12 protein-coding genes are annotated in these 12,721 nt (G+C 71.8%); 4 read left to right on the forward strand and 8 right to left on the reverse strand.

Annotation, left to right across the window (positions count from 1 at the left end):
* Positions 1 to 39: 39 nt before the first annotated feature.
* Positions 40 to 939 (reverse strand): NAD(+)/NADH kinase, encoded by a 900-nt coding sequence (locus tag L3078_RS34810; RefSeq protein ID WP_239757895.1) that lies wholly within the window; start codon positions 937 to 939, stop codon positions 40 to 42.
* Entirely contained in the window at positions 936 to 2,141 is a 1,206-nt protein-coding gene (locus L3078_RS34815) for an SPFH domain-containing protein (protein ID WP_239757896.1), read from the reverse strand. Before L3078_RS34815 ends, L3078_RS34810 begins: the two co-directional genes overlap by 4 nt.
* Positions 2,142 to 2,287: 146 nt before the next feature.
* On the opposite strand from L3078_RS34815, the gene L3078_RS34820 reads away from it, so the two are divergent.
* Together L3078_RS34820 and argF are read left to right on the forward strand one after the other, a co-directional pair.
* Positions 2,288 to 3,511, forward strand: a complete 1,224-nt coding sequence (locus L3078_RS34820) for an arginine deiminase (protein ID WP_239757897.1) — start codon at positions 2,288 to 2,290, stop codon at positions 3,509 to 3,511.
* Positions 3,512 to 3,618: 107 nt separating this feature from the next.
* Positions 3,619 to 4,626, forward strand: coding sequence for an ornithine carbamoyltransferase (gene argF / locus L3078_RS34825; protein ID WP_239757898.1), 1,008 nt, complete (start codon positions 3,619 to 3,621; stop codon positions 4,624 to 4,626).
* Positions 4,627 to 4,668: 42 nt separating this feature from the next.
* On the opposite strand, the gene L3078_RS34830 is transcribed toward argF, so the two are convergent.
* On the reverse strand, positions 4,669 to 5,121 hold the full coding sequence (locus tag L3078_RS34830; protein ID WP_392312246.1) for an ATP-binding protein: 453 nt from the start codon (positions 5,119 to 5,121) through the stop codon (positions 4,669 to 4,671).
* Between the two features lie 334 nt (positions 5,122 to 5,455).
* On the opposite strand from L3078_RS34830, the gene L3078_RS34835 reads away from it, so the two are divergent.
* Positions 5,456 to 6,283, forward strand: coding sequence for an enoyl-CoA hydratase family protein (locus L3078_RS34835; protein WP_239757900.1), 828 nt, complete (start codon positions 5,456 to 5,458; stop codon positions 6,281 to 6,283).
* Positions 6,268 to 8,634: a bifunctional salicylyl-CoA 5-hydroxylase/oxidoreductase gene (locus tag L3078_RS34840; RefSeq protein ID WP_239757901.1), complete on the forward strand. Its 2,367-nt coding sequence runs from the start codon at positions 6,268 to 6,270 to the stop codon at positions 8,632 to 8,634. Before L3078_RS34835 ends, L3078_RS34840 begins: the two co-directional genes overlap by 16 nt.
* Positions 8,635 to 8,701: 67 nt before the next feature.
* Here the strand turns inward: L3078_RS34840 and cysC are convergent, their stop codons facing one another.
* From cysC to L3078_RS34865, 5 genes are all read right to left on the reverse strand, one after another.
* A complete protein-coding gene (gene cysC, locus L3078_RS34845) occupies positions 8,702 to 9,262 on the reverse strand; it encodes an adenylyl-sulfate kinase (RefSeq protein WP_239757902.1) in 561 nt (186 codons plus the stop codon).
* The gene (locus L3078_RS34850) at positions 9,259 to 10,503 is read right to left on the reverse strand and encodes a glycosyltransferase family 4 protein (RefSeq protein WP_239757903.1); all 1,245 of its coding nucleotides are present in this window, start codon (positions 10,501 to 10,503) and stop codon (positions 9,259 to 9,261) included. Before L3078_RS34850 ends, cysC begins: the two co-directional genes overlap by 4 nt.
* Positions 10,500 to 10,925 (reverse strand): hypothetical protein, encoded by a 426-nt coding sequence (locus L3078_RS34855; RefSeq protein ID WP_239757904.1) that lies wholly within the window; start codon positions 10,923 to 10,925, stop codon positions 10,500 to 10,502. The genes L3078_RS34850 and L3078_RS34855 overlap by 4 nt, the downstream gene beginning before the upstream one ends.
* Positions 10,907 to 11,803, reverse strand: a complete 897-nt coding sequence (locus L3078_RS34860; protein WP_239757905.1) for a sulfotransferase family protein — start codon at positions 11,801 to 11,803, stop codon at positions 10,907 to 10,909. Before L3078_RS34860 ends, L3078_RS34855 begins: the two co-directional genes overlap by 19 nt.
* 84 nt (positions 11,804 to 11,887) lie before the next feature.
* On the reverse strand, positions 11,888 to 12,706 hold the full coding sequence (locus L3078_RS34865) for a PaaX family transcriptional regulator (protein ID WP_239757906.1): 819 nt from the start codon (positions 12,704 to 12,706) through the stop codon (positions 11,888 to 11,890).
* Positions 12,707 to 12,721 lie beyond the last annotated feature (15 nt).

The following is a 12,721-nucleotide window of genomic DNA, read 5'->3' on the forward strand; positions in this document are numbered from 1 at the left end:
GGATGGGACGGGTAGGGGCGGCGGGGGCGCAAACCCGCGTCAGCCCACCAACCGCAACCGAACCCCCGCCACCCCCACCCGCACCGTCTGCCCCCACATCAACTCCAACGCATCCCCCTCCATCCCATCCCCGAACACGATCAACCGATCCGACTCCACCGTCAGCCGCAGCCGCGCCCCCGCCCCCAACTCCCCGGCCACCAACGACGTCCCGGTGGCCGGAGACGGCCACGCCTCCCGCACGAACCACACCAGCCGAGCCTCGTCCGCCCCCGGAAGGGGCAACGCACCACCCCGTTCCTGCCAGACGGACCGAATCCACCCAGTCGCCCCGGTCCCCGTCCCCACGAGCACCCCGGACGAGGCCTGGGGCTCGACGACACCCCTGTCGCCGTCGAGCCCCAGCCGGTATCGGGCGGTCTGGTGCCCCGCCGCGCCGAGATAGATCTCGTTGAGCGCCACCAGCCGCTGCGTGTCGTCCGCGACGGCCTCGACCATCGTCAACTCGTCCACCGAGCAGTCGCTTTGGAGCGAGGCGGCCAGCAACTTCCCCGCGTGCGAGGGCCGGTGCCGCACCAGCACCCCCGGATTGCGCCGGGGATCGGGGTTGATCCCCACCACCGGCTGCCCCGCGAGGTACTTCGCCGCGTTGGCCACCAGCCCGTCCTGCCCGACCACGACGACCACGTCCTCGGGGGCGAACAGGAACCGGTCCAAGTCACTCCGTTCCACCTTGGCCTGACGCCAAGTCAGTGGCACGGAGGCGGTGACCTCGGCCAGCGCCCCGCGCTCCCGCCGGTGCCGCTCGGCCACGTCCTCGATGTCCCGCCCCCGGGAGCGCAGGAAGAAGGCGGCCTGCCCGTGCGTACCGTGCCGGGCCACCAACTCCTCGTACTCGGTGGTGCGATGGACGAGCACCACCCGTGGCGCGAGACTCACACCGAGCCCTCGCCGCCGCTGCCCGACCCGCCGCCGCTACCGGCCCCGCCGCCGAGCCTGGCCAGCAGTCCGGTCAGCACGTCCGGCGACACCGTCACGCTCTCGATCCGCGGCAGGTTCTCCGCGAGCCGGGTCCCGGTCAGCGCGTGCAGCGTCGCCGCGTCCACCTCGGCGTGCACCCGCAGCCACGCCGCCTGCGCCTCGGCCCGCGCCGCGCCCACCGCCCGCGCGGCCCGCGCCTCCGCCTCGGCCAGCTTCACCTGCCGCACCGCCTCGGCCTCCGCGAGCTTCACACTCCGCGCCGCCTCGGCGTCGGCCAGTCGCACGCTCCGCGCCGCCTCCGCCTCCGCGAGCTTCACGGTCCGTTCGGCCTCCGCCTCCGCGAGCTTCACGGTCCGTTCGGCCTCCGCCTCCGTCAGCCGTACCGTCCGCGCCGCCTCCGCACCCGCCTTCACCGCGTCGGCCGCGGCCTTCTCCTCCGCCTCCCGCCGTGCATTGGTGCCCCGCTGTTCGACCAACTGCTCCTCGCGCCGGGCGAGTTCGATCTGGCTGGCCAGCTCGTTCTCGGCGATGGCCCGCTCCCGCTCGACGGCCACGGCCCGGCGCTCGTACGTCGCCCGGTCGGCCTCCTGCTGGATCTGTTCCCGGGCCGGCGTGCGCAGCGCCCGCTCCACCTCGGGCTCGGGCCGCAGCGCCACCACGCGAACGGCCACGATCTCGATCCCGGTGGCCGGCAGCCGGGGCTCGGCCGCCAGTCCGCTCGCCACCCGCTCCCGGACCGCCGCGACCCCGTCGACGAGGGCCGAGGCCAGCGTCGTACGGGCCAGGACGTCCAGCGCGTGCTGCTGGGCCGTCTCCGTCAGCAGGGTCGACAACTGCTCCAGGGGAGCGCCGCGCCAGACCCCCGTGTCGGGGTCGATGGAGAAGTCGAGCCGAGCGGCGGCGGTCGCCGGGTCGCTCACCCGGTACGTCACCGTCGCCTGCACCGCCACGTCCTGGAAGTCGGACGTACGGGCGTGGAAGGTCATCGCCAGCTCCCGGTCGTCCACCGGGATCTCGGAGAGCGCGGCGCTCAGCGACCGGTACCAGAAGCTCAGCCCCGGGCCGTCGTGCGCGAGCTGCCCGGAGCGGTGGTGACGGATGTGCGCGGTGGGCGCCCCGCGCAGATGCCGCCAGCCGAGCCGTCTGGTGATGTCGGCCATGGATGATCCCCCTCCTGCGGTTAATGTCACTTAGACGATAATGGCGGGACCTGCTTATCGTCAAGAGGACGCAATGGAAGCGGCGGAAGGATTCCGATTCGGCCGACCGGAGGGTGAACACGCGCCCGAATGGTCAGGATGAGGGCATGGGATTCCATGTCGACTCCGAGGCCGGGCGCCTGCGCCGCGTCATCCTGCACCGGCCGGATCTTGAGCTCAAAAGGCTCACCCCCAGCAACAAGACCGCGCTGCTCTTCGACGACGTGCTGTGGGTGCGCCGGGCGCGCGCCGAGCACGACGGATTCGCCGACGTGCTGCGTGACCGAGGCGTCGCCGTCCACCTCTTCGGCGACCTCCTCACCGATGTCATGCGGATTCCCGAGGCCCGGCAACTCGTCCTCGACCGCGTCTTCGACGAGAAGGAGTACGGCCCGCTCGCCACGGACCACCTCAGGGCCGCCTTCGAGTCGCTGCCCGTGACCGAGCTGGTCGAGGCGCTGATCGGCGGCATGACCAAACGCGAGTTCCTCGACGCGCACATGGAGCCGGCCTCCGTCCGCTTCCACGTCATGGAGCTGGACGAATTCCTTCTCGACCCGCTCCCCAACCACCTCTTCACCCGCGACACCTCCGCCTGGATCTACGACGGGGTCTCCATCAACGCCATGCGCTGGCCGGCCCGGCAGCGCGAGACCGTCCACTTCGAGGCGATCTACCGGCACCATCCGCTGTTCCGCGCCGAGACGTTCCACACCTGGTCGGAGGGGCAGGCCGACTACCCGTCCACCATCGAGGGCGGCGACGTCCTCGTCATCGGCAACGGGGCCGTCCTCATCGGCATGAGCGAGCGCACCACCCCGCAGGCCGTCGAGATGCTCGCGCACAAGCTCTTCGCCGCCGGTTCCGCGCAGACCATCGTGGCCCTCGACATGCCCAAGCGCCGGGCCTTCATGCACCTCGACACCGTCATGACCATGGTCGACGGCGACACCTTCACCCAGTACGCCGGCCTCGGCATGCTCCGCTCGTACACCATCGAACCGGGCGTCGGCGAGAAGGAGCTGAAGGTCACCGACCACCCGCCGGAGCACATGCACCGCGCGATCGCCGCCGCGCTCGGTCTCGACGCGATCCGGGTGCTCACCGCCACCCAGGACGTCCACGCCGCCGAACGCGAGCAGTGGGACGACGGCTGCAACGTCCTCGCCGTCGAGCCCGGCGTCGTCGTCGCCTACGAGCGCAACGCCACCACCAACACGCACCTGCGCAAGCAGGGCATCGAGGTGATCGAGATCCCGGGCAGCGAGCTGGGGCGGGGGAGGGGCGGGCCGCGCTGCATGAGCTGCCCGGTCGAGAGATCGGCGGTGTAGAACCCGCGGGTCCGCGGCGGAGCCGGGCCGTATAGAAATGTGGAACATCGTATAGACTTCCAGTCTTCCTATCGCTGTCCCCTGTCCCGTCGACCCAGGAGCGCCCCATGGCGACCGTTCCCCACGCCCTCGCCGGGCGCCACTTCCTCAAGGAGCTGGACTTCACCGCGGAGGAGTTCCGCGGGCTGATCGAGCTGGCCGTGGAACTGAAGGCGGCCAAGAAGGCCGGGACGGAGACCCGGCACCTGCGGGGGAAGAACATCGCGCTCATCTTCGAGAAGACCTCGACGCGCACCCGCTGCGCGTTCGAGGTCGCCGCGGCCGACCAGGGCGCCCGTACCGTCTACCTGGACCCGTCCGGCTCCCAGATGGGCCACAAGGAGTCCGTCAAGGACACCGCACGGGTGCTCGGCCGGATGTTCGACGCGATCGAGTACCGGGGCGACAGCCAGGCGAACGTCGAGGAGTTGGCGGCGTACGCCGGAGTGCCGGTCTACAACGGCCTCACCGACGACTGGCACCCCACCCAGATGCTGGCCGACGTGATGACCATGACCGAGCACAGCGACAAGCCGCTGGACGGGATGGTCCTCGCCTACCTCGGCGACGCCCGCTTCAACATGGGCAACTCGTACCTGGTGACCGGGGCCCTGCTCGGCATGGACGTGCGGATCGTCGCCCCGCAGGCCTACTGGCCGGCCGAGGAGATCGTCACCCACGCCCGCAAGCTCGCCGAGATCAGCGGCGCGCGGATCACCCTCACCGAGCACATCCACGACGGGGTCGAGGGCGCCGACTTCGTCGCCACCGACGTGTGGGTCTCCATGGGCGAGCCCAAGGAGGTCTGGGACGAGCGGATCGGCGCGCTCTCCCCGTACGCCGTGACCATGGACGTGCTGCGGTCCACCGGCAACGCCGACGTCAAGTTCCTGCACTGCCTGCCGGCCTTCCACGACCTCGGCACCAAGGTGGGGCGCGAGATCCACGAGCTGCACGGACTGGACTCGCTGGAGGTCACGGACGAGGTGTTCGAGTCGTCGCACTCGGTCGTCTTCGACGAGGCGGAGAACCGGCTGCACACGATCAAGGCGGTCCTGGTGGCGACCCTGGCGTGAGCCCGACGCCCCACCACGCCGGACCGGCGTCCGGGCCGACGGCTACGCGTGGCGGCGCTGCGGCGGCACCGTCGGCAGCCGGAACCACACCGCCTTGCCGGAGTCCGTGGGGCGGTGGCCGCACGCGGAGCTGAGGGCCCGGATCAGCAGCAGACCGCGGCCGTGCTCCTGCCAGGGATCGGGGTCGAGGTGCCCCGGGGTGGTCAGGTCACCCGGGGGAGCGGGGTCGGGGTCGTGGACCTCCACCTTGCAGCCGCTCGGCACCAGCTCGACGACCAGCTCTATCGGGCCCTCCCCGGCGGCGTGCTCGACCGCGTTCGCGACCAGTTCCGCGGTGAGCAGCTCCGCCGTGTCGCAGTCCGCCCCGTGCTCCAGCTCGGTCAGCGCCGTCCGCACCAGCGCGCGGGCCACGGGCACGGCCGCGGCGGTGTGCGGCAGCGCGATGCGCCAGGAGGCGGGGGCGGAGGGCTCTTGCAAGGTGGCTGATCCGTTCATGGAGCAGGTCATGGCTCGTCCTGCTTTCAACGTGACGAATGGTACGGCGCGGACCGGCGAAGCCGCTCGGCGGGCACCGCGGGGGACCGTCGGCCCCGTTGACGGCGGTCTACCCACGCCAACGCCCGGCCGCGCCCGACCGAGCCCGCCGTTACGGGCTTGTCGAACGTCCGTGACCGAGTGACGGACCCCCTCGACCCCTTCCCCCCCCGGCCCGATCGACCTATCGCGCACTCATGACGACAGTCAGATAACGGTGATAACTTCGTGAGGTGGGGAAGGACCGCCGCGACACCGCCGCGTCACCGCAGCAGCCCCCGAGGAGGCCTCCCGTATGAGTCCCTTCACCGGCTCCGCCGCCCGCACCTCCGAGTGGCGGCATCTGCGGTGCGAGATCACCGACGGCGTCGCCACCGTCACCCTCGCCCGCCCCGAGAAGCTGAACGCCCTCACCTTCGGCGCCTACGCCGACCTGCGCGACCTGCTCGCCGAACTCTCCCGGGAGAGGTCCGTACGGGCCCTGGTGCTGGCCGGCGCCGGCCGCGGCTTCTGCTCCGGCGGCGACGTCGACGAGATCATCGGCGCCACCCTCGCCATGGACACCGCCCAGCTGCTCGACTTCAACCGGATGACCGGGCAGGTCGTCCGGGCCGTCCGCGAGTGCCCCTTCCCCGTGATCGCCGCGGTGCACGGCGTGGCGGCGGGCGCCGGCGCGGTGCTGGCCCTGGCCGCCGACTTCCGGGTGGCCGATCCCACCGCCCGCTTCTCCTTCCTCTTCACCCGCGTGGGGCTCTCCGGCGGCGACATGGGCGCCGCCTACCTCCTGCCCCGCGTCGTCGGCCTCGGCCACGCCACTCGCCTCCTCATGCTCGGCGAGCCGGTCCGCGCCGCCGAGGCCGAGCGCATCGGCCTCCTCAGCCAGCTCACCGACGAGGGCAGCGCCGACGAGGCCGCGCACACCCTGGCCCGCCGCCTGGCCGAGGGCCCGGCCCTGGCCCAGGCCCAGACGAAGGCCCTGCTGACGGCCGAGCTGGACATGCCCCTGTCGGCCGCCGTGGAACTGGACGCGTCGACCCAGGCCCTCCTGATGACCGGCGAGGACTACAGGGAATTCCACGCGGCGTTCACGGAAAAGCGCCCCCCGAAATGGCAGGGCCGCTGATGCCGGCCTCGGGGGCAGCAGGGGCGCGGGGAACTGCGCGACCAGCCCCCACCCACTCGCAGCCGCCAAGAAACCCCACCCACCCCACCCGAATAGCGATCATCGGCGGTGGCCCAGCCGGCCTCTACGCCGCCGCCCTCCTCAAACGCCTGGACCCCACCCGCGACATCACCGTCTGGGAACGCAACGCCCCCGACGACACCTTCGGCTTCGGCGTAGTCCTCTCCGACGAGACCCTCGGCGGCATAGAACACGCCGACCCAGCCGTCCACGAGGCCCTGCAAGCCCACTTCACCCGCTGGGACGACATCGACATCGTCCACCGAGGCACCCGCCACACCTCCGGAGGACACGGCTTCGCCGCCCTGGGCCGCCGCACCCTCCTCCAGATCCTGCACACCCGCTGCCGCGCCCTCGGCGTGGACCTCCGCTTCGGCACCGAGGCCCCGTACCCGTCCTGGCTCTGCGAGACGTACGACCTGGTCATCGCGGCGGACGGCGTGCACAGCGCGACCCGCGAGGCGTACGCGCAGGTCTTCCGGCCGACCGTCGAGACGCACCGCTGCCGCTACATCTGGCTTGCCGCCGACTTCGCCTTCGAGGCGTTCCGTTTCGAGATCGCCGAGACCGAGCACGGCGTGGCGCAACTGCACGGCTACCCGTACGCGCCGGACGCGTCCACCGTCATCGTGGAGATGCGCGAGGAGGCGTGGCGGGCCGCCGGGCTGGACCGGGCCGACGAGCGGGAGTCGGTCGAACGGTGCGCGAAACTCTTCGCGGACGCGCTCGGCGGACGGCCCCTGCGCTCCAACAACTCCACCTGGACGACCTTCCGCACGGTCGTCAACGAGCGCTGGTCGCACGGCAACCTGGTCCTGCTCGGCGACGCCGCGCACACCGCGCACTTCTCCATCGGCTCAGGCACCAAGCTGGCCGTCGAGGACGCGCTCGCGCTGGTCGCCTGCCTGGAGGAACAGCCCGACCAGGAACGGGCGTTGAGGGCGTACGAGGAGGAGCGGCGCCCGGTGGTCGCCTCCACCCAGCGCGCGGCGCGGGCCAGCCTGGAGTGGTTCGAGAACATCGGGCTCCATCTCGACCAGCCCTCCCGGCAGTTCGCCTTCAACCTCCTCACCCGCAGCCGCCGCGTCACCCACGACAACCTCCGCCTGCGCGACGCGCACTTCACCGGCGCGGTGGAGCGGGAGTTCGGCTGCCCTCCCGGCACACCCCCGATGTTCACCCCCTTCCGGCTGCGCGGGCTGACCCTGCGCAACCGGGTCGTCGTCTCCCCGATGGACATGTACTCGGCGACCGACGGCGTCCCCGGCGACTTCCACCTCGTCCACCTGGGCGCCCGGGCCCTCGGCGGCGCCGGCCTCGTGATGACCGAGATGGTGTGCGTCAGCCCCGAGGGGCGGATCACCCCGGGCTGCGCCGGGCTCTGGAACACCCGGCAGGCTGAGGCCTGGCGGCGCACCGTGTCCTTCGTGCACGAGCACGCACCGGGCACGGCCGTCGGCGTGCAGCTCGGGCACTCCGGCCGCAAGGGCTCGACCAAGCTGATGTGGGAGGGCATCGACGAGCCGCTGGACACCGGCAACTGGCCCCTGGTGGCGGCCTCCCCGCTCCCGTACAAGCCGGGCAGCCAGACGCCACGCGCGCTCTTCCGCGCCCAACTCACCGACATCCGGGAGCAGTTCACGTCGGCCGCGCTCAGAGCGGCCCGCAGTGGTTTCGACCTCCTCGAACTCCACTGCGCCCACGGCTACTTGCTCTCCGGCTTCCTCTCGCCGCTGACGAACCGCCGCACCGACCGCTACGGCGGCTCCCTCGACCACCGGCTCCGCTTCCCGCTCGAAGTCTTCGACGCCGTACGGGCGGTGTGGCCGGAGGAGCGGCCCATGACCGTCCGTATCTCCGCGACCGACTGGGCGGACGGAGGCACCACCGCCGAGGACGCCGTCGCGATCGCCCGCGCCTTCGCCGCGCACGGCGCCGACGCGATCGACGTCTCGACGGGGCAGGTCGTCGCGGACGAGCGGCCCGAGTACGGCCGCTCGTACCAGACCCCGTACGCGGACCGCATCCGGCACGAGGTGGGGGTGCCGGTGATCGCCGTCGGCGCCATCTCCTCCTGGGACGACGTCAACTCCCTGATCCTGGCCGGCCGCACCGACCTCTGCGCCCTGGCCCGCCCGCACCTCTACGACCCCCACTGGACGCTCCACGCGGCCGCCGAACAGGGCTACGAGGGACCGGGCGCGCCCTGGCCCGCCCCCTACCGCGCCGGCAGCCGCCGCCCCCACACAGGCCGCACCGACGCCCCCAAACCCCGGCTCACCCTGTCCTAGGCCGGGGGCACCGCCTCGGACTCGGGCGCGTCCAGGTGCGACAGCGCGTACGGGGTGCCGTTGCCGGTCATACGAGGCCCCGCTCCGCCAGCAGCGCGTACACGGCGGCGGCCGACTCGTCGGGCGTCTGGTCCTCGGTGGTGAGGTGGAGCGCGGGGTCGACCGGCGGCTCGTACGGGTCGTCGACACCCGTCAGGCCCTTGAGCCGGCCCGCGGCCTGCCGGGCGTACAGCCCCTTCACGTCGCGCTCGCTGCACACCTCGACCGGCGTGGCGACATGCACCTCGACGTACGGGGTCCCGCTGACGTCGTGGCGCTTGCGGACGGCCTCCCGGCTGTCGGCGTACGGCGCGATGACCGGCACCAGCGCCAGCACCCCGTTGCGGGCGAGGACCTCGGCGACCAGGCCGATGCGCTGCACGTTGGTGTTGCGGTCCGCGCGGGAGAAGCCGAGGCCGGCGGAGAGGAAGCGGCGGATCTCGTCACCGTCGAGGACCTCCACCCGGCGCCCCTCGGCACGCAGCCGGCCGGCGAGGACGCGGGCGATCGTGGTCTTGCCCGCGCTCGGCAGTCCGGTGAGCCAGACCGTGGCTCCCTGGGCCTGGGAGGCCCTGGACGAGGTGGTCATGCGTGGGTTCCTTTCGCGGCGCCGGCGGCGATGCCGTGCCGTTGCTCGTGGAGGGAGGTGAAGAGGGACTCCCAGCGGTGGTGGACGGAGTCCGGGCCGTACGAGGCGGCCGTGAGGACCGCGGCCACGCCCATGTCGGCGCGCAGCACCTCGTCCGCCATCAGCCTGGCCATGGCGTCGGCGAGCGCGTCGGGGTCCTCGGGTGCGACGAGCAGCCCGTCCACGCCGTGCGTCAGCACGTCGGCGGGGCCGGTCGGGCAGTCGAAGCTCACCACGGGGAGGGCGTGGCTCATCGCCTCGATCATCACCATCGGCAGTCCCTCGAAGCGTGAACTGAGCACGTAGAAGGAGGCCTTGGCGAGTTCGTCGTCCAAGCGGTCGGTGTGTCCCATGAGGAACACGTGATTGTAGAGATGGTGTTCTTCGATGAGATGACGAAGTTCCGACTTCTTCTCGCCGCTGCCGTAAATTCTCAGCTGCCAGTCGGGGTAGGTCTCGACGAGCTTCGCCCACGCCGGTATCAGCAGGTCGAAGCCCTTCTGCGGGAAGAGCCGGCCGGCCGCCACCGCGATCTTCGACCTGGGGTCGGCGGGGATCTGGTCGAGGGAGTGCACGGCGTTGGGGATGCGGACGACCCTGGTCCCGGGCAGCAGCGCGGCGTACTCGTCGCGGTCGCGCTCGGTGAGCACGGCGACCGCCGCGAAGCGCGGGTACGTCTCCTGGATGCGCCGCTGGACGTCAGGCTTGTGGGTGCCGAGGTTCATGTGCTCCTGGGCCACGCGCACCACACCGCCGGTGGCGTGTTCCGCTGCCAGGAAGTTCAGCGCGGGCCGGGTGGTGACGAGGACGCCGTCGGTCAACGACCGCAGGTACGCGATGAGCCGGTCCTCGACGTACCGGTTGAAGTAGCGGTAGCCGAACTCGCCCTTGGGGATGTGCCGGGCGGGTGTCTCCAGCCGTTCGCCGCGCCTGCGGTCGCGCCAGCGGCCGAGCAGCCCGGTCGGCGGGGTGTGGGCCCCCTCGCGCAGGTCGACGACGGTGGAGACCCGCACCCGGGGGTCCAGCGGGAACTGGAGGTCGTCGCGGCGGCGCACGGCGCTGACGATCTCCACGGTCCAGCCCGCCGCGACCAGGGAGTTGGCCTGGTTCATCACCGTGCGGATGGTGCCGCCCCGGCCGTACGCGTGCAGCAGCAGATAGCGGATGCGGGGACGCCGGGGGAGCGGTCGACGGTCGGTCATGCGGAGCCTCCCGTGCGGCACTCCAGAGACAGGTTGTCCTTGATCGTGAAGTAGGGCCGCACCCGGAGGTCTCCGCTGCGCTGCTCCGGATACACGAAGATCTTCTTCTTGCCGCGCACGTCGTCGAGGTGCTTCCCGGCGCGCAGTTCGACCGCGCCGTCGGTCAGATGGATGTCCCACTCCTCGACGGCCGCGTAGTCGGCGGCGGCGAGGTCGCCCACGGGCAGCTCGGTCTCGAAACGGTCGCCCTCGACGTCGGCGGCGTAGCGCAGCGTCCGGCCGGGGTGCGCCCGGCGGGTGAGGACGAGGCGCCAGGTCCCGTCCGCCGGGACCCCGTGGAGGCGTCCGACCAGTCTGATGTGTCCGTCGCGCGGCCAGACCTCGGCCATCTCGGCGTGCGGCTTCACTGGGTGTAGCCCCACGCTTCGCACATCGGCCGCAGGAGATCGGGGACGTCCTCCTCGGCGGGCAGCGCCCGCCCGGCCTGCACCTGACCGGTCCTGATCTTGTCCCGCCAGTCGCCGAGGCCCTTGACGACCTGGGCGTCGTCCTTCCTGCCGTAGTCGAGCATGGAGGGCTCGAAGTCGATGTCGAGGTACGCGCACAGCCGCCGCAGTTCCTTCTCCGCGTCGGCGGTGAGGTCCTCGTACCGCACGGTGTACCCGCCGGTGGTGCCCTCGCGTGCCCTCTCGACGGCCTTCATGTAGCGCAGCGCGTCCGCGGCGGCCTCGTCGTAGGTGCGCTTGTCGGGGTCGCCCTCGTGCCAGGACTGGGCGATGGAGACCGGGTGGCGCAGCAGGAACACGAAGCGGGCGTCCGGCCAGCAGTCCCGGATGCGCTCGTACACGAAGGCGTTGCTCGGGGTCTTCTCGACGATGAAGTCCTTGCCCGATCTGACCAGTTCGCGGTGCATGACCCGGTCCCACAGCAGATGCTCCAGGTCACCGCGTTCCAGATCGAGTGCGCTCATCGCCTTCCGGGAGAGCGTGCTGCCGTAGCCGACCTCCAGGCGGCGTATGTGCAGTTCGTGGGGGGAGTGCAGGCGCGGGTGCGCGTTCAGGAGCATCCGCAGCAGGGTGGAGCCCGAGCGCACGGGCGACATGATGAAGACCGGCCGCCTGAGCAGCCGGTCCGTGGCGAGGTCCTCGGGAGCCGGACATCGGTACACCGCCGTGGGCTTCTTCGCGGCCCGCTTCGGCGCCGTGGCCTTGGGCGCGGCGGACGCGACCGGGGCGGCCTTGCGTACGTGCAGACCGGTGGTGGCGGCGAGGGCACGGTTCAGGGTGCGCATGAGGCTCATGCGTCAGGATGGTAAGTAAAGATTCTGAGAAGACCGAAGCAGGAACCTGAGGGTTCCCTGAGTGAACGAAAACGTTCCAGGTCTTTACGCTCCGACGTCCACGAACCTGGCTCCCGCGTCCCTCAGCCGCGCGTGCAGCGCCCGGAACACAGCCGCCGAGCGTGCCCCCGGCCAGTCCGCGGGCAGCAGTTCGGCGGGCAGCCCGGGGTCCACGTACGGCAGGTGGCGCCAGGAGTCGAGAGCCAGCAGATAGTCGCGGTACGCCTCCTCCGGTCCGGTCTCCTCGTGCCGCTCCCAGGCGTGCAGCACGGGCGCGTGCCGGTCGAGGAACGCCTCGTGCTGCTTGGCGATCCCGGCCAGGTCCCACCACCGCGCCACCGCCTCGGCGGTCGCCGCGAACCCCAGGTGCTCGCCCCGGAACAGGTCCACGTACGGGTCGAGCCGCAGCCGGGTCAGGGTGTGGCGAGTCTCCTCGTACAGCCGGGCCGGCGCGATCCACACGCCCGGCGCCGCCGTGCCGAAGCCCAGTCCGGCCAGCCGGGAGCGCAGCACGTGCCGCTTCTGCCGCTCCGACTCGGGCACCGAGAATACGGCCAGCACCCAGCCCTCGTCCCGCTCGGGCGCCGTCGCGTAGATCCGCCGGTCGCCGTCCTCCAGGAGCTGCCGCGCGTCGTCCGACAGCGCGTACCCGGCCGCCCCCGCCGTGGTGCGGGCCGGCAGCAGCAGGCCGCGCCGCTTCAGCCGGGACACCGAGGAGCGGACGGAGGGCGCGTCGACACCGACCGCGGCGAGCAGGCGGATCAGCTCGGAGACGGGCACGGGGCCCGGCACCGAACGGCCGTAGGCGCCGTAGAAGGTGACGATGAGCGAACGTGGTGCGTGCTGTTCGGACACGTTGATCATTTTAGGTCTTCGGTA

Source organism: Streptomyces deccanensis (assembly GCF_022385335.1).
Classification (GTDB): Bacteria; Actinomycetota; Actinomycetes; order Streptomycetales; family Streptomycetaceae; genus Streptomyces; species Streptomyces deccanensis.